Origin of the sequence: Streptomyces sp. NPDC058289 (genome assembly GCF_042880975.1) — a bacterium.
GTDB classification, from domain to species: domain Bacteria; phylum Actinomycetota; class Actinomycetes; order Streptomycetales; family Streptomycetaceae; genus Streptomyces; species Streptomyces stoeckheimensis.
Genome location: NZ_JBHVYI010000018.1, coordinates 16,074 through 35,980, shown reverse-complemented (window position 1 = coordinate 35,980; position 19,907 = coordinate 16,074). Strand labels below are relative to the sequence as shown.

Here is a 19,907-nt window from a genome sequence, read left to right as displayed (position 1 = left end):
GCGGAGCAAAACGGTGGAGATTTCGACGAGGGACGTCTTCGGGGCGCCCTGCTGGGTGAGCCTGATGGCCCGGGACCTCGGCGCGGCGCAGCGGTTCTACGGGGAGGTCGCGGGCTGGCGGTTCCGGCCCGCGCGGCTCGGCGAGGCCTTCTCCGTCGCCGAGCTGGACGGGATGCCGGTGGCCGGGATCGGGGCGCTGGCCGGGGATCTCGCGGTGGCCGTGGCCTGGACCCCGTACTTCGCCGTCGACGACGCCGACGTGGCGGTGGACCGGATCCGGGAACGCAGCGGCACGATCGCGGTCGGCCCGGTCTCCTTCGAGTCGGGGGGCCGCGGGGCGCTGGTGGCGGACCGGGACGGGGCGGTGTTCGGGATCTGGGAGGGCCAGGTCTCCTCGGGCTGGCGGGTCGGTACGGGACAGGCACCGGCCTGGCTGGAACTGCGCACCCGGGACGCCTTCGAGGCGGCGATCTTCTACGGGGAGGTGCTGGAGTGGGCCACCGGCCGCGCCGGGTGCTGCGAGGTCGCCTACGAGGAGGAGCGCGTGGTGCTGCGCCAGGACGGGGAGCCGGTGGCCCGCCTCGACAGCGGTCCCGTGGAGCCGGGTTCGTACAGCCCGTACACCCGGCCGCGCTGGCACGTGCACTTCCGGGTGCCCGCGCTGGAGCCGGCGGTGGAGGCGGCCGTCGCGCTGGGCGGCCGCGCGGTGTCCGAGACCGGGACGAGCGCGACCGAGCGGTGGGTGTCGCTGCGCGATCCGGACGGGGCGCTCTTCACCCTCACCTCGTCCCGGACGGACGGCGGGGCCGACGGGTAGGCGGGGCTCCCGGCTCCGCCGGGTCTACGGGAGCCGGTGGGTCTGCGGGCTCTGCCGGGTCTGCGGGCTCTGCCAGGGCTGCCGGGTCTACGGGAGCCGGTGGGTCTGCCGGGTCTACGGCCGTCGGCGGGTCTACGGCAGCCGGCGGGTCCGGGTCCAGTCGATGAGCTCGGCCGCGGACCAGGTATTGACCACCCGGTCGGCCGTCACCCCGCATTCCAGGGCGCGTTCACAGCCGAGGGTCTGCCAGTCGAGCTGTCCCGGGGCGTGCGCGTCGGTGTCGATCGCGAAGAGGGTGCCCGCGGCCACGGCCAGCCGGAGCAGCCGGCGCGGAGGGTCCAGCCGTTCGGGCCGGCTGTTGATCTCCACGGCGGCGCCCGACTCGGCGCAGGCCGCGAAGACGGCCTCGGCGTCGAACTCCGACTCCGGCCGGGTCTTGCCCGTCACCAGCCGCCCGGTGCAGTGGCCGAGGACGTCGAGGTGGGGGTTGCGTACGGCGGCGACCATCCGCCGGGTCATGGCGGGGGCGGCCATCCGGAGCTTGGAGTGGACGGAGCCGACGACCAGGTCCACCTCGGCCAGGAGTTCCGGCTCCTGGTCCAGCGAGCCGTCGTCGAGGATGTCGCACTCGATGCCGGTGAGCAGTCGGAACGGGGCCCAGGTCGCGTTGAGTTCGGCGACCGTGCGCAGCTGTTCCCGCAGCCGTTCCGGGGAGAGGCCCCGGGCGACGGTGAGGCGCGGCGAGTGGTCGGTGAGCACCGCCCAGTCGTGACCGAGGGCGGCCGCGGCCCGGGCCATCGCCTCGATGGGGCTGCCGCCGTCCGACCAGTCGGAGTGCAGGTGGCAGTCGCCGCGCAGGGCGGCGCGCAGGGCGAGGGCCTCGGGGCTGGGCGGTGGGCCTTCGGGGTGGGCCGCGACCTTCTCCTCCAGCCCCTGCAAGTACGCGGGGATCGCTCCGCCGAGGGCTTCGCGGACGACCTGGGCGGTTTTCGGGCCGATGCCCTTGACCGCTTCGAGGGTGCCCGCGCCGACCCGTTCGGCCAGCTCGTCCTCGCCCATCCGGCCGACGGCGGCGGCCGCCGTGCGGAAGGCCTGGACCCGGTAGGTCGGCTCCTGGGCGCGTTCCAGCAGGAAGGCGATCCGGTCCAGCGCGGCCACCGGGTCCATCGCGTGTCTCCCTCCACGAAGCGCGAAACGGCGGAGAGGGGGCCCGGGTCTCGGACCCGTGCCCCCTCTCCGCCCGGGTCAGGCGCCGTCGGCCGGGTCGGCCGCCGGACGGAACTGAAGGGCCAGGCCTGCGAGTACGGCGCCGGCCGCGGCGCTCAGCACCGCCGTGATGCCGGCCCACTCCAGGGAGCCGCCGACCGCGCCGCCGAGCGGGTCGAACCCGGCGACGCCGCCGACCACGTGGAGCGCGGCCACGCCCAGCGCGACCACCGCGCCGGCCCGCCACGCACCGGCCGTGTCCCGTACCGCCAGCAGGGCGCCGGCCGTCAGGCAGAGCAGGGTGACGGCCAGGGCGAGCAGCCCGCCGGGGTCGCCGGAGGCCAGGCCCGCCAGATCGCCGGGCACGTGCAGCGCACCGCAGAGGAGCAGTGCAAGGGCCACCGGCCAGCGCAGTATGTGGCGCAGGGCGCCCGTCCCCGGCCGTGCCGGGCGCCGGGCCGTGCTCGCGGACGGGCCCCGGGCCGGGGCCTGGGCCTGCGGTGCGGGCTGGTGGACGGGGGGCCGTACCCGGTCCGCCTGCTCGGGGCGGTGCTGCGGGGGCTGTTCGCCGGTGCCGAGGATGCTGACGAGCAGGGCCACGTCCTCGATGGGCCGGCCGAGGGCGGCGGCCTGCAGCGTGATGTCGGTTTCGACCAGCTCGTGCGGGGGCTCCCCCAGCAGGGTCACCATCTCGCGGACCTCGTGGACGGGCCGGGAGACGGCGGCCGCACGCAGCGCCGTGTGGCCGGGGTTGGGGACCTGGCCGGAGTCCTTGAGGAGGTTCACCAGATCGGTGACCTCCCGTACGGGGCGGCCGGTGGCGGCGGTCTCCAGGACGGTGTGTGCGGGTGGCGCCGCGGGCCGGGGTGCGGGGTCCGTGCGGTGTGCGCCCCCTGCCCCGGGACCGGGACCGGCCTGGGGACCAGCCTGGGCCTCGGGAGCGGTCCCGGACTCGGTCCAGGCGCCGCCGGGCTCGGGGCGGAAGTCGGGGTCGTCCGTGTCGGGGGCCGAGGGCCAGACGTCCGTGGTGTCGGGGAGCCGGCGCGGTTCTTCGTACTCCGTCGCGGCGAGCGTGATCGGGTCATTCATGGAAAGCTCCGTTCGCCGACGCGCGGGTCTACACATCGCACGCCGGTCATCGTGCGTCATGGGAAGCGCACGCTTTGTTACATTCAGCGGCACCCTGCCGCGCTGCGCCATTCGGGGCGGGCAAACGGGGGTCCCCCGCGGTGCCGCGGGCCCGGTCGGTACCCGTCGTGGGCATGGTGGGGGCATGAAGGGTACGGAGGTACTTGCCGACGCGTTCGGCCGGATCCATGGCGTGGTGCACGAGGCGGTCGAGGGGCTCGAGCCCGGGCAACTCGACGCGCGGATCGATCCCGGTGCGAACTCGATCACCTGGCTCGTCTGGCACCTGACCCGGATCCAGGACGACCACGTGGCGGATGCGGCCGGCTGGGAGCAGGTCTGGCAGGCGCAGGGCTGGGACGAGCGGTTCGGGCTCCCGCTGCCCCCCGGGTCGACCGGCTACGGGCACACCACCGAAGAGGCCGGCGCCGTCCGGGTCGACTCGGGGGAGCTCCTGCTGGGGTACTTCGACGCGGTCCACGCGCAGACGGGGCGGTTCCTGCAGGGGCTGTCCGCCGCCGATCTGGACCGGGTGGTCGACGAGCGGTGGGACCCGCCGGTGACCCTCGGGGTGCGGCTGGTCAGCGTGATCGGCGACGACCTCCAGCACGCGGGGCAGGCGGCCTTCGTCCGGGGCGTGCTGACGAGGGGCCGCTGATGGCGTCCGCGGGAGCCCTGCTACTGACGCTCCTCCTCGTGGCCGCCGACCCGGCGGCCGCCCTGGCCCCGGCCGCCCCGTCCCCCGGCCCCGAAGCCGGTGCATGGGCCAGGGCCTGGGCCGGCTCCGTAGCGCTCGACGGAGCCGGGGCCGACGGGACCGGCCACGGCTCGGGTGCCGACGCCCGCGCCCTCGCCGCCGAACGGCCCGTCGTCGAGACCGACCGGGGGGCGGTGCGCGGGCGGGAGGCCGCCGGGTACCGCACCTTCGAGGGAATCCCGTACGCCTCCCCGCCGACCGGGTCGCTGCGCTGGCGGCTCCCGGAGCCCGCCGCGCGCTGGACGGGCGCGCGGGACGCGGGTGCGCCCGGGGCCCGGTGCGTGCAGTTGCCCGCGGTGGGACCGGGCGGCCCGAGCGGCTCCGAGGACTGTCTGTTCCTCAACGTCACGGTCCCGGCGGAGACGATCGGCACCGGGCCGTCGTCGTCCACCGCCCGGAGCGGGCCCGGGGCGCACCCCGCGCCGGACCTCCCGCCGGGGGCGGCCGGACCGGCCGCGGCCACGCGCGCGACCGGCACCTCGCAGCGTGCCGGAACCACCGGCGCCCCGCCCCGGCCCGTGATGGTCTGGTTCCACGGCGGCGGGTTCATGAACGGTGCCGGGGATCCGTACCGCCCGGGCCGGCTGGCGTCGGCGGAGGGGGCCGGGGCCGTGGTCGTCACGGTCAACTACCGGCTCGGGATCTTCGGGCTCCTCGGGCATCCCGCGCTCCACGGAGCTCCCGACTTCGCGCTCGCCGACCAGCAGGCGGCCCTGCGCTGGGTGCGGGCGAACGCCGCCCGCTTCGGCGGCGATCCCGGCAACGTCACCGTGTTCGGCGAGTCCGCGGGCGGCCTGAGCGTCTGCATGCACCTCACCTCACCCGCCTCGGCCGGCCTGTTCCACCGGGCGATCGTGCAGAGCGGCTCCTGCTCGCTCACCGTCCCGCCGCACTCGTGGCTCCCCACGATGGCCGCCTACGAGCCGTTCGTGCCGGAGCCCCTGACCGTGGCCCGGGGAACCGCGGCGGCGGTCCGGCTCGGCTGCGGCCTGCCGACGGACGAAGAGGTACTAGAGTGCCTGCGCGGCCTCGCCCCGGAGGTCCTGGCGACACCCGAGCTCATGATGCTCTTCTCCGCGGTGTCCTACGGCACGCCGCTGCTCCCCACCGAGCCCCGACGGGCCCTGGAACGGGGGGAGTTCCACCGGGTCCCGGTGGTGCAGGGCTCGACCCGCGACGAGATGCGGATCTTCCTCGGGCAGACCCTGACCGCCCACCCGGTCGCCGACCCGCAGGCCTACCGGTCCCGGCTGCGCGCCGCGTTCGGGGTGCGGGCCGGACTCGTCGAGGCCGCCTATCCGGTGACGGCCCATCCGACGCCCGCGCTGGCCTTCGCCGCCGTGCTGACGGACGCCTCCTTCGTCTGCCCGCAACTGCGGGACAGCCGTGCGCTGGCGCGGCACGTGCCGACGTACGACTACGGGTTCGACGACCGGCACGCACCGGACTTCACCGGGCTGCCGCCGGTGCCGGGTTTCCCCTACGGGGCCTCGCACGGTTCGGAACTGCCGTACCTCTTCGACACCGGGCTCCCGATGAGCGCCGCGCAGCGGGTGCTCGCGGAGCGGATGACCGGCTACTGGACCCGGTTCGCGGCGACCGGCGATCCGAACGCCCCCGGGACGGGGCCCTGGTGGCCGCGCTCCCCCGCCGTGCTGTCCCTGGCGCCGGAACACTCGGGCGGCATCCGCCCGGTGGACGCGGCGACCCGGCACCACTGCGGGCTGTGGGACTCCCTCGGACACCCCCTGGGACAGGCTCTCGAAAGGGCGGGCTCGTGACCGGTTTGAACGACATCCTCCAGTCGTACGTGGACGACGGAACCCTGCCGGGGGCGGTGGCCTTGGTGGACCGGGGCGACGGCAAGGAACCCGAAGTGGCCGCCGTGGGCGGCGCGGACGCCGGGGGCGAGGCCCCGATGGTCCGCGACTCGATCTTCCGGATCGCCTCCCTCAGCAAACCGGTCACGGCGGCGGCGGTCATGATGCTGGTGGAGGACGGCCGGTTCGCACTCACCGACGCCGTCATGCCCTGGCTGCCGGAGATCGCCGCGCCGCTGGTCGTACGGACTCCCGGGAGCCCGGTCGACGAGGTGGTCCCGGCGAAGCGGCCGGTGACGGTGGCCGACCTGATGACCTTCCGGGCGGGATGGGGCTTCCCCTCCGACTTCTCGCTCCCGGCGGTCGCCCCGCTCTTCGGCGAGCTGCGCCAGGGCCCGCCGCGGCCGCAGGAGGTCGCGGGGCCGGACGAGTGGATGGCCGCGCTGGGCCGGATCCCGATGCTGTACCAGCCGGGCGAGGCCTGGCTGTACAACACCTGTTCGGACGTACTGGGCGTGCTGATCGCACGGGTGGCGGGGTGCTCGCTGCCGGAGTTCCTGGCGGAGCGGATCTTCGAGCCGCTGGACATGCCCGACACCGGTTTCGCCGTGCCGGCGGGGCAGTCGGGCCGGTTCACCCACTTCTACCGGGCCGGCGCGGACGGGGGCCTCGACCTCGTGGACGCCCCCGACGGGCAGTGGAGCGCCGTGCCCGCCTTCCCGTCCGGTGCGGGCGGGCTGGTCTCCACGGCGGACGACTACCACCGCTTCGCCCGGATGCTGCTCGACGGGGGCGGTCCGCTGCTGTCGTCCGATGCGGTGCGGCGGATGACCACCGACTGGCTGACCCCGGCCCAGCGGGACGGCGCCGCACTGTTCCTGGAGGGCCAGGGCTGGGGGTTCGGCGGGTCGGTCGACGTCATGCCTGCGGAGCCGTGGAACGTGCCGGGCCGCTACGGCTGGATCGGCGGCACCGGCACCGCCGCCCACATCGTCCCCTCGACGGGGGCCGTCACCATCCTGCTGACCCAGCGGGAGCTGACCGGCCCGTCGCCGGCCCCGGAGCCGATGCGCGCGGTGTGGGCGTACGCGGCCGCCTCGTAGGCCGCATACGCCGTCACGCCTTGAACTCTTGCTCCCCCGCGCTCCGTCAGTGGTTCTCGGTCGGCCGCAGATCGCGCGGGATCAGCGTCCAGGTGGTCGCCGCGGCGGCGATCGCCAGGACGCCGGCCATCAGGAACGCCGGGGTGATCGCGAGGGTGTAGGACTGCGAGGCGGCCTCGAGCAGGGTCCGGCCGAGGCCGCCGCCGAGCTGTTCGGCGGTGTGGGCGGCCTCGCCCACGGAGTCCCGTACGGCGGCGAGCGTCGGGGCGTCCAGGTCCAGCGCCGGGAGGTTGCCGCGGTAGAGCGCGGCGGCGGTGGAGCCGAGGATGGCGACGCCCATGGCCGAGCCGAGTTCGTAGCAGGTCTCCTCGATGGCGGCGGCGCTGGAGACCTCGTCGGCCGGGGCCGCGGAGATCAGGGTCACCGAGGCGACGGTGGTCGCGATGCCCGCGCCCAGGCCCATGATGGTCAGCGCCGCGGCGAAGGCGGGGTAGCCGAGGCCGGTGAACTGCTGGAGGGTCCAGGGCAGGGCCATGCCCGCGGCGAGGACCACCAGACCGCCGCCGAGCACGTGGCGGATCGCGAAGCGCTGCATGAGGCTCGGGGCGACCATCGAGGCGCAGATCAGCGCGAGCGGGGCGGGCAGCAGGTGCAGGCCCGCCTCCAGCGGGGTGTAGCCCTGGCCGTACTGGAACCACTGGGTGACCAGGAACAGGATCGCGCCCATGCCCACCATGGGCAGGAAGATCGCGGTGGCGGCCACGCTGAAGGCGGGCTTGGTGAAGAGCCGGACCTGGAGCAGCGGGTTGTCCAGGCGCAATTGGCGCCGGACGAACAGGGTCAGCGATATCGCGGCGAGGATCAGCAGGGCCCACGGCAGCGGGTCGGCGACGCCGCTCTTGCCGAGCTGCTTGATGCCGCCGGCGAGGGCGAGCATGCCGACGATCGACTGGGCGACCCCGGTCCAGTCCCACTTTCCGGCGGAGCGCGGGGAGCGGGATTCGGGGAGGTAGCGCAGGCCGGCCGCGACGATCACCGCGGTGACGGGCAGGTTGAGGAGGAAGGCGGAGTGCCAGCCGTAGTCCTGGACGAGGAGGCCGCCGACGACGGGGCCGAAGGCCATGCCGCCGCCGAAGACGGCGGCCCAGACGGCGAGGGCGAAGGCTCGTTCCTTGGCGTCGGTGAAGACGCTGCGCAGGATCGACAGGGTGGAGGGCATGATCGCGGCGCCGCCGACGCCGAGGAGGGCGCGGGCCGCGATGACGTGCCAGGCCTCGGTGGAGAAGACGGCGATGAGCGAGGCGAGGGCGAAGATGCCGAAGCCCGCCATGAGCAGCCGCTTGCGGCCCCAGCGGTCACCGAGGGCGCCGGCGGTGACGAGCAGCCCGGAGAGGGCGAGTGCGTAGATGTCGATGATCCACAGCTGCTGTACGGCGCCCGGCTGGAGGTCGCCGACGAGCGAGGGGAAGGCCACGTTGAGGATCGTGGTGTCCATCGAGATGAGCAGGAGACTGCCGGAGAGGATCGTGAGCACGATCCAGCGGCGCGGGTCCTGCGTGGGGGTGTGCATGGGGGTTCCGTTCACGGTTGTTTCACGGTCGTACGCGGGAGGGGTTCGCGGGTGCGGGGTGCGGGCTCAGGCCACCGGGGACGGCCGGGTTCCGCTGAGGAAGGAGGCGAGGACGAGCCGGCCGATGTCGCGTCGGGCGAGGTGCCCGTCGCGGACGCCCTCGGCAGCGGCGTCGAGCAGCCCCCAGAGCGAGTACCAGATCCAGTACGCGGGCAGGTCGACGCGGAGCCGGCCGAGGCGCTGGCCGAGGGCGAGGAAAGCGAGGGCCCGCTCGTCCTGGCGCTGGATCCCGGCCCGGAACTCGGGGTCGGCGAGCACGGTGGCATCGCGCGAGGTGAACCCGTACAGGTGCGCGGCGGGCAGCAGCCCGGTGACGAGCCGCTCCAGCGCGGCGTCGAACTCCGCCCCGTCGGCAGTGCCGGGCAGGTCGGCGGGGGCGAGGCACCCGTCGACCACGTGGATGGCCCGGACGGCGACGGCTTTGAGGAGTGCCTCGCGGGTGGCGTAGCGGCGGCTGAGCGTGGCGCGACTGGTTCCGATGCCTGCGGCGATGTGTGCCATGGAGGCACTGTGATCACCGGCGAGCACGCGTGCGGCGCCGTCCAGCAGCTCTTCTTCGTTCATCATGCGATCCTCCTTCGTATCAAACGATACAAATTTGTCTCACATGATGCAAATCTGTTCCGCGACATGCTCGCGGCGCAGCCGCCTGAGCCGTGCGGCATGATCGGCGCATGCTGATCCGGCAGGGCGGGCACTGTGCCGTGTTCCTGCGGGGAGGGCTGGACCCCGAGGAGGACGGCGTCCTCGGGCGGGCCCCATACGCTGTCCGGGTGATGACGGACGAGACCAAGGGTTCCGAGCAGGCCCGCTCCGCGGTGGCCGCGGCGGCGAAGTACGAGAAGTGGAAGGAGAACGGCGTACTGCTGCGCGCGTTCTTCTACATCGCCGGCACGCACCTCTTCGCCGGCTTCGTCTGGCTGCTGTTCATGCTGGGCGAGCACGCCGAGAAGTAGCCCGGAGACGGCCGGGCCCCGGCCTGCCCGGGAGGCTCAGTCCTGTTCCTCCGTGCCCGTGCGGGCCCGGGCGCCCGAGCGGGTGCGGCTGGTGGTCTGGGCGCGTTCCGGGTGGCGGCGTACGTACTCGCTTTCCAGTTCGTCCATCCGCCGGGTGTGCGTGACCAGCGCTTCGTCCGAACCGTGCAGCAGGGTTTCGTGGCGCGTGCGGTGGATGGCTTCGAGTTCCTTCATCAGGCGGCCTTCTTCCAGCCCGCCCGCCGACGGCCCGGCCTCGCGCGCCTCGTGCTCCGCCATGGCAGGTCACCTCTCCCTCGGCCGGGCCGGGCGCCTCGCCCGGCCGCGCTCACCCCATCATCCCGGAAGGGAAGAGATAGACACTGTCTACGGCCGCCTGGTAGACAGTGTCTATGGATCAACGGGAGCAGCAGGAGCGACAGGACGGCGGGCTGCGCGAGCGGCTGATCGACGTCGGTGTGGAAATCGTGACGGGCGAGGGAACCGCCGCGCTCGGGCTGCGCGAGATCGCCCGCCGTGCCGGGGTCTCCCACGGGGCGCCGCGGCGGTACTTCCCCACGCATCACGCGCTGCTGTCCGCGATCGCCCGGCGCGGTTTCGCGGAACTCGGCTCCCGCATCCCGGCCGCGATGGCGGGCCCGGGGGCGGACGACCCGCGCGGGCAGGTGCGGGCGCTGGGGCGCGCGTACGTCGGCTACGCGCTGGAGCACCCCGGCATGTTCGAGCTGATGTTCCGCCACGACCTGCTGGACAGTTCCGGGCAGGAGGGGCCGCCGGAGGCCCGGCTCCGCGATTCCACGCTGCCGATGTTCGAGCTGCTCGTCTCCCTGGTCGCCCGGTGCCGGACGGGCGACGAGCCCCGGATCACCGCCGCAGCACTGTGGGCCAATCTGCACGGCGTGGCCCAGCTGTGGTCCCGGGGCAGTCTGCCGCTCGCCCTCGACGGCGCTCCGGAGGGCTCCCTCGACCGGGTCGTCGACGCCGCCGTCGACGCACACCTGCGCCCGTGAGGCCCCAGCTCGCGCTCGGCGTCAGCGCGGCCGGCGCGATGCTCGTCGCCCTCGACGGGACCGTGCTGCTGATGGCGCAGCCCAGCCTGCGGCGGGACCTCGGCGCGAGTCTGGCCGAGGTGCAGTGGACGAGCGGTGCGTACCTGCTGAGCGTGGCCGCCTTCCTGGTACTCGCCGGCCGGCTGGGCGACCGGTACGGGCACACCCGGCTGCTCTTCACCGGCGTACTCGGCTTCGCGGCGACCTCGGCGGGCATCGCACTCGCCCCCGGGGCCGGCTGGGTGATCGCCCTGCGTGCGGCCCAGGGGCTGTTCGGGGCGCTGCTCCAGCCGGCGACGCTCGCCCTGCTGCGGCTCGCGTACCCGCCCGGGCGGATCGGCGGGCCGATCGCGGTGCGGACCGCGGCGATCGGGCTGGCCGCGGCGGCCGGGCCGCTTCTCGGGGGCGTGCTGGTCGAACGCTTCGGCTGGCGCGCGGTGTTCGTGGCGAACGTCCCCGCCGCACTCGCGATCGCGGCGGCGGCCCTCTTCGTACGGGTCCCCGCGCCCCCGCACACGGAGACCGGCGGCCGGATCCGGCCCGGCGGTGCCGCCCTCCTCGCGACGGCCCTCGCGGCGCTGGTCCACGCGCTGTCCGGCGTACCCGAACACGGCTGGTCGGGGCCCCGGACCCTGGCCGGGTTCGCCGCGTCGGCCGCGCTGGCGGCCCTGCTCGTACGGTCGGAGCGCCGCTCCGCCCAGCCCCTGGTGCCGCGCCCGGTGGCCCGCTCCGTCCCGGTGACGGCGTCCGTCGCGCTGCTGGCCGTGGTCTCCGCAGCCCTGTTCGGGGCGCTGTTCGGGGCCAGCTTCGCGCTCCAGGACGCGGCGGGGCTGGATCCGCTCGCCACCGGGCTGCGCGTGCTGCCGATGACGGCCGCCATGGTCGTCGGCGCACCGGTGGCGGGGGCCCTGCTGCGCCGGTTCGGGGCCCGCGGGACGGCGATGGCCGGGACCGGGCTGGTGGCGCTCGGGATCACGGGACTGGGTCCGGGCTGGGGCTTCGGGGTGCTCGGCGCGGGCTTCGCCGCGGTGATGGTGACGGCCACCGGCACGGTGGTCGGGGACGCCCCCGCCGGGCACGCGGGGGTGGTGGGCGGGCTCAAGCAGACCGCGATGAACGTGGGACCCGCCCTGGGCATCGCGGTGGCCGCGGGGACCGGGGCTTCGGTCGCGGTGCTGGCCGCGCTGGCCGCCGTAGGACTGCTGCCCGCCTCACGACTGCCCTCGTCACGGCCGGTCCCGTCAGGACCGGCAATGCCACCGCAGCCCTCGTCAGGACGGGCCACGCCACCGCAGCCCCCGTCACGGCCCGCCGGGGCCGGCCGCGCGGGTCACGCAGCTGCGGGCCACCTCGTCGGCGAAGGCGCGGGCGAGCGGGGCGAGGGCGGACCAGCGCCGGACGGCCCAACCGACGGCGAGCGGCGGCAGGGCGGGGACCGGAACCAGGCGCAGCGGCCCGTCTGATCCGGGGACCTGCCAGCCGGGCAGCGCGGGTACGACGGCGTGGCCGAGGCCCAGTTCGGCGAGGAGCAGGGCGGTGTCCCAGTCGGCGGCGCTGGTGTCGGAGCTGATCCGGATGCCCGCTTCGGCAAGGGCGGCGTCGAGGTGGGCGCGGGAGGTGGAGTTCTCCGGGAGTCGGATGTGGTGGACGGCGCCGAGGTCGGCCGGCTCCAGGCGGGAGCGGGCGGCGAGCGGGTCGTCGGCGCCGACCGCCAGGACCCAGGGCAGCCGCATGACGGGGCGCTGTTCGATGCCCCGCACGGGGGCGCCGATGGTGATCCACGCGAGGTCGAGGTCATCGGCGGCGAGGGCTTCGAAGCAGCTGCGGCTGGAGTTCTCGGTCTGGAACTCCAGGCTGACCCGGGGATGGCTGCGCCGGAAGGCGACGATCGCCTCGGCCATGAAGTGGCGCACGGTGGTGGCCCCGGTGGTGACGCGGACCGAGCCGCCGTCGCCCCGTACGAGGGCGTCGAGCCGGCGCAGGGCTCCGTCGAGCCCGGCGATGCCGTCGGCGGCGGCCGCCTGAAGGATCAGCCCGGCCCCGGTGGGCGAGACGCCGCGCGGGTGCCGCTCGAGGAGCGCGGCGCCGGTCTCCTTCTCCAAGCGGCGGATGTGCTGGCTGACGGCGGACTGGGTGCGGCCGAGGTCGCGGGCGACGGCGCTGAGGCTGCCGGCCCGGCAGACGGCGACGAAGACGCGGAGATCATCGAGGGTCACAACCCCCAAGCTATCCCTTGGGGGTTACGAGAAAACCGGAGGATTGACTTGGATGTCCGGCTGTCCGACGATCAGTTCACGGCCCAGGGCGGCAACCCGGTCCCGCCATCGCGAGGGCGGTACCGGGTGCCGACCCGCCGGCGTCAGGCCTCGGCCGTACGGGCGAGCTTGGCCATGACCTCGTCGCGCAGGAGCTCGTACTCCGTTCGCAGGCGGCGCCATTCGCTCTCCGGAGGACGGGGGATGACGATGCCCTCGGTGATCTTCTCGTCCGGGCCGAACTGCTCGCGGGTGAGGTCGATTTCTATGCCCATGCCCAGGCGGTTCCACCAGTGGTAGTCCACGCGCTCGCCGTCGACGAGGACTTCGCCGCGGATCAGCTCGCCGCCCAGCAGGTCGTTGAGGAGCATGGCGGTCACACCGCACTGGTCGCGGGCCGGGTTCTCCCGAGTCCATCGATCGCGGTACTCGGGCGTGCACGTCTGCTCACTCCAACTGCTGCGGACGGCACGGTCGATGTCGGTCAGAAGGAAGGGTGTCATGGCGCTCATCCTCGCAACCGGCACTGACATACATCCATACTCCGGCCGACCGTCCGGTCGGGTCTGTCGCGTTCTTGTCAGTCCCGCCGCCGATCGGTCGCGTTCCCGTCAGTCGTACACCGCTCGGTCGTACACCGCTCGGTCGGACACCGCTCGGTCGTACACCGCTCGGTCGTACACCGCTCGGTCGTGCGCCGGGTGGGTCCAGAGTCCCTCCCGCGCGAGCAGCGGGAGGACGCCTTCGCCGAACCAGTACGCCTCCTCGAGGTGCGGGACCCCCGAGAGCACGAACTCGTCGATGCCGAGCCGGTGGTACTCGATGATCCGGTCGGCCACTTCCCGGTGGCTTCCCACCAGGGCCGTGCCCGCTCCGCCGCGGACCAGGCCGATGCCGGCCCACAGGTTGGGCGTGATCTCCAGGGCGTCGGAGCGCCCTCCGTGCAGCGCCCGCATCCGGTGCTGGCCTTCCGATTCGCTGTCGCGCAGACCCGCTTGGACCGATCGGATCGCCTCGGGGCCGAACCCTTCGAGCAGTCGCCGGGCCTCGGCCCACGCCTGTCCGGCGGGGTCCCGGGTGATCACGTGGAGGCGGATGCCGAAACGCAGTCGCCGCCCGGCCCGTGCGGCGCGTGCTCGTACGCGAGCCAGCTTCTCCGCCACCTGTGCGGGTGGTTCCCCGAACGTCAGGTAGACATCGCTGTGGAGTGCGGCGACTTCGATCCCCTCCGGCGACGAGCCGCCGAAGTAGACGGAGGGCACGGGGTCGGGCAGCCGGCCGAGCCGGGCGCCCTCCACCCGCAGATGCGATCCGCTGAAGTCCACCGACTCCCCGCCCCACAGCCGGCGCACGATCTCCAGGAACTCTCCGGTTCTGCCGTACCGGGCGTCCTTCGCCAGGAAGTCGCCGTAGGCGCGCTGTTCCCGGCTCTCACCGCCGGTGACGACGTGGAGGAGGAGCCGGCCCTCCGAGTGCCGCTGGAAGGTGGCGGCCATCTGGGCGGTGAGGGTCGGGGAGACGAAGCCGGGCCGCAGGGCGACCATGAACTTGAGGCGTTCCGTTTCGCGCGCGAGCATGGCGGTGGTCACCCAGGCATCCTCACACCAGGAACCGGTCGGGGTGAGCGCACCGTCGAAGCCCAACTGTTCGGCCGCGACGGCGATTTGCGCGAGGTAGCGGACGGTGGCGGGCCGCTGCTCCTCCTTGCTGCCGGCCGCCACGTCGTGGCCGCCGCCCACCACGTTCCGGCCGTCGCCGTACGTGGGCAGGAACCAATGGAAGGCGAGCGTCACTGCCGGCCTGACCCGATCCGCCGGTTGGGGCCGGAGTCGTGGGCCGCGAGGAGGTCCAGGACGCTGTCGGCGCCGGCGATGTGCCGTACCAGCCGTTCCAGGCCGAGCCCGAAGCCGGCCGTCTGTATCCCGGACCGCTTCTTCCATTCCGCGTACACGCGGTTCGGCTCACCGCCGAGCAACCGGGACTGCTCGGCGATCTCGTTCGCGTCCTTCGGCCGGAGCCCTCCCGTCGCGAGTTCGCCGTGGCCCGCGGGCAGCATCAGATCGTAGGTCTCCTGGAGCCCGTCCTCACCCTGCTGGTAGAGCGAATCGCGTACACCGAGCGGATAGCGGTGGATCCAGAACGGTGAAGTGAATTTCTCGGTGAGGATCCGCTCCTCCTCATGGGTCAGATCGGTGTTCTGCGGCTCCCGCGACCCTCTCCCGGCAAGGGTGAGCGCCTCGGCGAAGGAAATGCGCGGGTAAGGGCCGCTGCGCAGGCCCGCCAGACGCTCCCCGGCCCCGCGACCCTCATCCGGGAGGATCGGCTCCAGATGGCGGGCAAGCCCGCCGAGGATGCCCTCGGTGACCGTGAACACCTCGTTCGCGTCCACGGCCCGCCACTCGACCACCACCTGAAAGAACGTGTACAGGTGCCTGCCCGACGTTTCCTCGCCCTCCATGAACCTCGATATCCGGCTCCACGGGGCTGGGAAGCAGCATTGCCTACTGCGCCGCCAAGGCGGGCCTGGACGTCATGACCACATCCCTGGCCCGGGTGCTCGGCCCGCAGGTGCGCGTCCTCAACCTCTCGCCGGCAGCGGTCGACACCGGCTTCGTCCCCGGCCGCGGTCCGTACCCAGGCGGCGTCGGCGCCGCTCCGGATCGCCGCGGACCCGGACGACGTGGCCTGCTCCTTGATCGGCGCCGTCACATCGTTGCGGCTCAGCACCGGCACCGTCGTCGTCATCGACGGCGGCGGGCACCTGTAGTCGCCGGGCCGCCGGCGAGGAGTTCGCCGATGACGTGGCGGGCGATGGCCGCCATGACGGGGTTCGTCTCCTTGTAGTAGTTCAGTTCCATGAGCGCGATCGACAGGGCCCAGCCGCGGGCGCGCGTCCACATCGCGTCGTCTGCGTCCAGTGCGGCGCGGAAGGCGGGGCGGGCGGCCGCCGGAAGGACGTACCAGGCCGCGATCAGGTCGACGGCGGGTTCGCCGAGGCCGGCGCAGCCGAAGTCGATGACGGCGGCGAGCCTTCCGTCCGCGAGGAGCAGGTTCCCCGGTTGGAGATCGGCGTGGATCCACACCGACGGCCCGGACCAGGACTCGGCCCGCAGGGCTTCCTCCCAGAGGGCGGTCACCGCTCCCGTGTCCACGTCGGCGTCGGCGCTCGCGCCCAGTTCCGCGATCGCGGTGCGGGTCGCGGCGTCCCGGGCCGCCAGGGTCTCGCTGCGGTAGGAGGCCGGGGCGCCCGCCGGATCGGCCCGGTGCAGCGCGGAGACGAACTCCGCCAGGTCCTTGGCCAGCAGGTCCGGCTCCGCGATCCGGCCGGGCACGGGGTTCTCGCCGGGGACCCAGCCGAAGACGGACCAGGCCCAGGGATAGCCCTCGGCGGGCCGCCCCATGCCGATGGGGGCGGGGATGGGGGCAGGCAGGCCCGGGGCGAGCCGCGGCAGCCAGACGTGCTCCGTGCCCACGTCGCCGGCCGCGCCCGGCGTACGGGGAAGGCGTACGACCAGGTCCGCGCCCAGCCGGTACATGGCGTTGGACGTGCCGGCGGAGTCGACGCGCTCGACGGACAGCCCCGCCCACTGCGGGAACTGACCTGCGATCAGCCTGCGCACGAGGTCGGGGTCGATGTCGGGTTCGTCGGCGTGCATCTTTCCGGCGGGCATGAGCACCTTCCTGAAGGGTTCGAAGATCGCGGCTGCCACGGTAGCCGCCGGGCCGTCAGACTCCTGAGCCCGGCCCGGCTGGATGCCGGGCCGGGCTCGGTGGGGGGTGTCGGGCGGTCCTCATCGGGCGGGGATCACGGGGAATCCGGGAACCCCCGCGGGTCCCCGGGTCAGGGTGTGAACGTCCAGCGCTGGGCCGCGGTCGTGGCGCACGCGACCCGGGTGAGCCGGGTGCCGTTGGCCGTGGCGGAGCCGGCCGGGGTCAGGCATTGGCCGGAGTTGCGCAGGCTGCCGTCCGGGCCGGTCTGCCAGGTCTGGCCGGAGCTGCCGTTGCAGGTCTGGATCGCGACGGCGGTGGCGGTGGCGGCGTCCAGGCAGACTCCGCCGAGGCCGGTCAGCCGGCCGTCGCCCTGCAGGGTCCAGCGCTGGTTGGGGCCGCCGTGGCAGCTGTAGAGGGTGGGCTGGGTGCCGGGGGTGGTGGCGCTGCCCGGGAGGTCCATACAGCTGGCCGAGGCCCCGTTGACCAGAGTCGCGGCCGCAGGCAGCGGGGTGGGGCGGCCGGTGAGGGTGATCTCGGCGGCGCTGCTCCAGGGGCCTCGGCCGCCCGCCTCGGTCAGCGCCTTCAGCCGGAGGTAGCGGCCCGCCTTCGCGGACAGGGAGACCGACTTGAGGGCCGCCGTGTCCGCGAAGGTGCCGGTGGCCACCGGGGATCCCCAGTCGGTGGTGGTGTCCGAGACGTAGACCTCGTAGCCGCCGATCCGGCCGTTGACCCCGCCGTCCTGGCGGGGCAGGTAGCCGAGGCCGTCGGCCGTGTAGCGGGCGCCGAGGTCGATCTGGATCTCGTGCGGGAGCGGCGCGGGCGCGGAGCCGGACCAGGCGGTGTGCCAGATGGTCCCGGTGTTCCCGTCGAAGGCGTTGCGGGCGGCGCCGTTCTCGCCGCTGGTCTCCTGGCTGTCGGCGGTGACCAGGGTCCAGGCCGCCTGCGGGACGGGGCTGGAGGTGACCGGGATCGGGTCGGCGGCCGGGACGGAGGTGCCGGTGGCCGAGACGCTGAAGGCGGCCGACTTCGTACCCGTCTTGGTCCACAGGATTCCGCCGCGGTCGGCGGCGTCGAAGAACCAGCCCGTCGCCGCCGCGTCGTAGGCGGCCTTGCTGGTCAGCCGGGTGAGGGCGGAACCGTCCACGGTGAGCGCGGTGGGGGCGGTGGCCACGTGGAGGCTGAACTCGTAGCCGCGCGAGGCCGGTTTGCCGGTGTAGCTGCCGACCGGGGCGGAGACGGACACGGTGACCGTGCCGGAGCCGGAGGCGGGGGCGGTGACGTCGACCTGTTGGCGGGCGAAGGCTCCCGTCTGGTGGGCGCGGGTGATTCCGTCGTCCTCGTACAGGCTGAAGGAGGTGGCGCCGCGCGGGTGGATGTCGTAGGTGAGGGTGGAGACGGGCTTCTCCCCCGTGTAGTTCATCTGCGGCCACATCGGGACGATGGCGCCGCCCTTGACGAACAGGGGCAGGGTGTCGAGCGGGGCCTGGTAGCCGTTGAGCCAGCCCGGTCCGGCGTAGGTCTTGCCCGTCCAGTAGTCCGTCCACGTGCCGGCCGGGAGGTAGATGCCGTCGCGCACGGAGGTGTCGGAGACGACGGGCGCGACGAGGAAGGAGTCTCCGGCCATGAACTGGCCGCTGGTCAGGTTCCCGCGCGCCACCGGGTCCTCGGGGTACTCCAGGACCATCGCGCGGGTGCTCGGGACGCCGGTCTCGTGCGCGGTGCGGCTCATCGTGTACAGGTACGGCATCAGCCGCATCTTCAGCTGGAGGTACTTGCGGTTGATCGAGAGGTAGGGCTCCGCGAACCGCCAGGGCTGCTTGTCCTGGTAGCCGGCGGACGGGCCGGTCGCGCCCCAGCCGGACATGGTCATGAAGGCCGGGGTGAAGGCCTTCCACTGGAGGTCGCGGGCGTACGTCTTGGGGCTGCCGGCGAAGATCCCGTCCACGTCGCCGGTGGCGTAGTTGAAGCCGGAGAGGCCGGCGCCGGTGATGGCGGGGACGTGCCAGCGCATGTCGTCCCAGGTGCCGTTGGTGTCACCGGTCCAGACGACGGCGTTGCGCTGGGTGCCGGCCCATCCGTCGACGGTCCAGACGTAGCGGCGGGCGTCGGAATTCTTCTCTATGCCGTCGACGGCCTGCTGCACTCCCGAGAAGGCCGTTTTGTAACCGCCGCCGATCCAGGCGACGTCGGTCTTCACGCCCCGCGAACCGGCCACCCCAACCTCGTCGTTGATGTTGCCCAGGCCCGTCGAGGTCCACAGTCCGGTCTGGAAGCCTTTGGCCTTCAGCGCGTCGACCGTGGACTTCAGGGGCCCGGTGTAGCCGCAGCCGTAGCCGTCGTTGGGCAGGAACCAGCCCGAGGGCATGTCCGCGGCGCGGGCGTCCGTGGCGTAGCCGACGACGTCCGGGGTGGTCTGGTGGCGGAGCCGGTTGTGGTCGCCCTGGTAGGCCGGGTTGGAGGCGTTGAAGCAGTCGGCGTTGCCGAGTTCGAAGCCCCACGCCGGAGCCATGAAGGGCTTGCCGCTGACGTCCGTGTAGGCATCCAGGACGGTCTTGAGGGAGTCGCCGGTGAAGTACCAGGCGTCGAAGCGCTTCTCGTCGTGGGCGAGGGTGGTGGGCGCGTTGAAACCGTACGAGCCCGGGGCCCAGGTGTTGCGCATCACGCCGTAGTTGTTGGTCGACACGTAGAAGGGTGCGGGGCTGGCGTTGTTGTTCTCGCGCCACTTGTTGTCGACCGCGATCGGGACGGTCTTGCCGCGCAGGGCCCATTCGCCCAGGCGCAGGCCCGTTCCGTAGAACTGCTCGTCCGTTCCGCGCGCGAGGTACTGGGTGGTCTGGCTGCTGGTCCAGGAGGTGGGCTGCGTTTCCTGCCAGACGAGGGTGGAGTTGTCGGCCCGGTAGACGGAGAACTGCAGCGGGGTCTTGTTGGCCCGGATCGTCAGGGAACCGGTGGTGATCTTGTAATAGGTGCCCGCGTCGGTCCAGGCGGCGCTCACGGGGCCGAAGTCGGTGGTGGGGGCGAGATCGGTGCCGGCCGGGTCGTTGGTGAAGGCGCCGTCGGGAGAGAGCCAGAGCCGGAAGATGTCCGCGCGGGCGACGACGACCCGGGCCTTGGCCCCGCCGGCGGTTGCGATGGTGAAGGTGTTCCCGGACTGGGTGAGGCCGGTGGCGTTGCCCGCCGTGGCGGGGGCCGGCGCCGTGGCGGCCGCCGAAGCCGCGGAGGAGAGGGGGCCGGCGCCGGCCAGACCCGCCACGGCGAGGGCCGCGGCGAGCAGTGCGGCCGCCGGGGCTCGCCGCCGCCGTTGGCTTCTGCGGATGCTGATGAGTCTCATGGGGCGGCTCCTCGTGCGGTCCGACTGCGGACACACCTTTTGGCATGCACCGGGCAACATAGCGGTCCGCAGGGCCCATTTGAAGGAAGATGATTGGAATGGCTGGTCAACGAGCATCTTTGAGCA

The 19,907-nt window shown here is 73.5% G+C and carries 18 protein-coding genes and 1 pseudogene; 8 read left to right on the top strand and 11 right to left on the bottom strand.

The window, feature by feature from the left end; all coding sequences use genetic code 11:
• The first annotated feature begins 64 nt into the window (after positions 1 to 64).
• Positions 65 to 817 carry a VOC family protein gene (locus tag ACFVX6_RS11920; protein ID WP_389690467.1) on the top strand — a complete coding sequence of 251 codons (753 nt, stop codon included), beginning with the start codon at positions 65 to 67 and terminating at the stop codon, positions 815 to 817.
• Between the two features lie 132 nt (positions 818 to 949).
• Here ACFVX6_RS11920 and ACFVX6_RS11915 read toward each other — a convergent pair whose 3' ends face one another.
• Together ACFVX6_RS11915 and ACFVX6_RS11910 are read right to left on the bottom strand one after the other, a co-directional pair.
• Positions 950 to 1,984 carry a PHP domain-containing protein gene (locus ACFVX6_RS11915; RefSeq protein WP_389690332.1) on the bottom strand — a complete coding sequence of 345 codons (1,035 nt, stop codon included), beginning with the start codon at positions 1,982 to 1,984 and terminating at the stop codon, positions 950 to 952.
• A gap of 78 nt (positions 1,985 to 2,062) precedes the next feature.
• A complete protein-coding gene (locus ACFVX6_RS11910) occupies positions 2,063 to 3,112 on the bottom strand; it encodes a hypothetical protein (protein WP_389690330.1) in 1,050 nt (349 codons plus the stop codon).
• 184 nt (positions 3,113 to 3,296) lie between these two features.
• Here ACFVX6_RS11910 and ACFVX6_RS11905 point away from each other — a divergent pair, with 184 nt between their 5' ends.
• The 3 genes from ACFVX6_RS11905 to ACFVX6_RS11895 are packed head-to-tail and all read left to right on the top strand — an operon-like array spanning position 3,297 to position 6,831.
• A complete protein-coding gene (locus tag ACFVX6_RS11905; RefSeq protein WP_389690328.1) occupies positions 3,297 to 3,809 on the top strand; it encodes a DinB family protein in 513 nt (170 codons plus the stop codon).
• Entirely contained in the window at positions 3,809 to 5,689 is a 1,881-nt protein-coding gene (locus ACFVX6_RS11900) for a carboxylesterase/lipase family protein (protein ID WP_389690326.1), read from the top strand. The genes ACFVX6_RS11905 and ACFVX6_RS11900 overlap by 1 nt, the downstream gene beginning before the upstream one ends.
• A complete protein-coding gene (locus tag ACFVX6_RS11895) occupies positions 5,686 to 6,831 on the top strand; it encodes a serine hydrolase domain-containing protein (RefSeq protein WP_389690324.1) in 1,146 nt (381 codons plus the stop codon). Before ACFVX6_RS11900 ends, ACFVX6_RS11895 begins: the two co-directional genes overlap by 4 nt.
• Before the next feature lie 46 nt (positions 6,832 to 6,877).
• Here ACFVX6_RS11895 and ACFVX6_RS11890 read toward each other — a convergent pair whose 3' ends face one another.
• Positions 6,878 to 8,401 carry an MFS transporter gene (locus ACFVX6_RS11890; RefSeq protein WP_389690322.1) on the bottom strand — a complete coding sequence of 508 codons (1,524 nt, stop codon included), beginning with the start codon at positions 8,399 to 8,401 and terminating at the stop codon, positions 6,878 to 6,880.
• Positions 8,402 to 8,467: 66 nt separating this feature from the next.
• The gene (locus ACFVX6_RS11885) at positions 8,468 to 9,028 is read right to left on the bottom strand and encodes a TetR/AcrR family transcriptional regulator (RefSeq protein WP_389690320.1); all 561 of its coding nucleotides are present in this window, start codon (positions 9,026 to 9,028) and stop codon (positions 8,468 to 8,470) included.
• Between the two features lie 107 nt (positions 9,029 to 9,135).
• On the opposite strand from ACFVX6_RS11885, the gene ACFVX6_RS11880 reads away from it, so the two are divergent.
• Entirely contained in the window at positions 9,136 to 9,417 is a 282-nt protein-coding gene (locus ACFVX6_RS11880) for a DUF6126 family protein (protein WP_389690318.1), read from the top strand.
• A gap of 36 nt (positions 9,418 to 9,453) precedes the next feature.
• Here ACFVX6_RS11880 and ACFVX6_RS11875 read toward each other — a convergent pair whose 3' ends face one another.
• On the bottom strand, positions 9,454 to 9,714 hold the full coding sequence (locus tag ACFVX6_RS11875; protein WP_389690316.1) for a DUF6158 family protein: 261 nt from the start codon (positions 9,712 to 9,714) through the stop codon (positions 9,454 to 9,456).
• A 113-nt stretch (positions 9,715 to 9,827) separates the two neighbouring features.
• Between ACFVX6_RS11875 and ACFVX6_RS11870 the strand changes: the two genes are divergently transcribed.
• Positions 9,828 to 10,445, top strand: a complete 618-nt coding sequence (locus ACFVX6_RS11870; RefSeq protein WP_389690314.1) for a TetR/AcrR family transcriptional regulator — start codon at positions 9,828 to 9,830, stop codon at positions 10,443 to 10,445.
• 38 nt (positions 10,446 to 10,483) lie between these two features.
• Positions 10,484 to 11,737 (top strand): annotated as a pseudogene (locus ACFVX6_RS11865) (MFS transporter); the annotation flags it as partial.
• A 48-nt stretch (positions 11,738 to 11,785) separates the two neighbouring features.
• Here ACFVX6_RS11865 and ACFVX6_RS11860 read toward each other — a convergent pair.
• The 4 genes from ACFVX6_RS11860 to ACFVX6_RS11845 form a co-directional block, all read right to left on the bottom strand.
• On the bottom strand, positions 11,786 to 12,700 hold the full coding sequence (locus ACFVX6_RS11860; protein WP_389690312.1) for a LysR family transcriptional regulator: 915 nt from the start codon (positions 12,698 to 12,700) through the stop codon (positions 11,786 to 11,788).
• Positions 12,701 to 12,843: 143 nt separating this feature from the next.
• Positions 12,844 to 13,242: a hypothetical protein gene (locus ACFVX6_RS11855; protein WP_389690310.1), complete on the bottom strand. Its 399-nt coding sequence runs from the start codon at positions 13,240 to 13,242 to the stop codon at positions 12,844 to 12,846.
• A gap of 108 nt (positions 13,243 to 13,350) precedes the next feature.
• Positions 13,351 to 14,532, bottom strand: a complete 1,182-nt coding sequence (locus ACFVX6_RS11850; RefSeq protein ID WP_389690308.1) for an LLM class flavin-dependent oxidoreductase — start codon at positions 14,530 to 14,532, stop codon at positions 13,351 to 13,353.
• Positions 14,529 to 15,197 carry an amino acid--tRNA ligase-related protein gene (locus ACFVX6_RS11845; RefSeq protein ID WP_389690306.1) on the bottom strand — a complete coding sequence of 223 codons (669 nt, stop codon included), beginning with the start codon at positions 15,195 to 15,197 and terminating at the stop codon, positions 14,529 to 14,531. Before ACFVX6_RS11845 ends, ACFVX6_RS11850 begins: the two co-directional genes overlap by 4 nt.
• An 8-nt stretch (positions 15,198 to 15,205) precedes the next feature.
• Between ACFVX6_RS11845 and ACFVX6_RS11840 the strand changes: the two genes are divergently transcribed.
• Positions 15,206 to 15,583, top strand: coding sequence for an SDR family NAD(P)-dependent oxidoreductase (locus ACFVX6_RS11840; protein WP_389690466.1), 378 nt, complete (start codon positions 15,206 to 15,208; stop codon positions 15,581 to 15,583).
• Here ACFVX6_RS11840 and ACFVX6_RS11835 read toward each other — a convergent pair.
• Complete coding sequence (locus ACFVX6_RS11835) at positions 15,481 to 16,410, bottom strand: aminoglycoside phosphotransferase family protein (protein WP_389690304.1); 930 nt, start codon at positions 16,408 to 16,410, stop codon at positions 15,481 to 15,483. The two genes, ACFVX6_RS11840 and ACFVX6_RS11835, sit on opposite strands and share 103 nt — an antisense overlap.
• A 170-nt stretch (positions 16,411 to 16,580) precedes the next feature.
• The gene (locus ACFVX6_RS11830; protein WP_389690302.1) at positions 16,581 to 19,781 is read right to left on the bottom strand and encodes a TIM-barrel domain-containing protein; all 3,201 of its coding nucleotides are present in this window, start codon (positions 19,779 to 19,781) and stop codon (positions 16,581 to 16,583) included.
• Positions 19,782 to 19,907 lie beyond the last annotated feature (126 nt).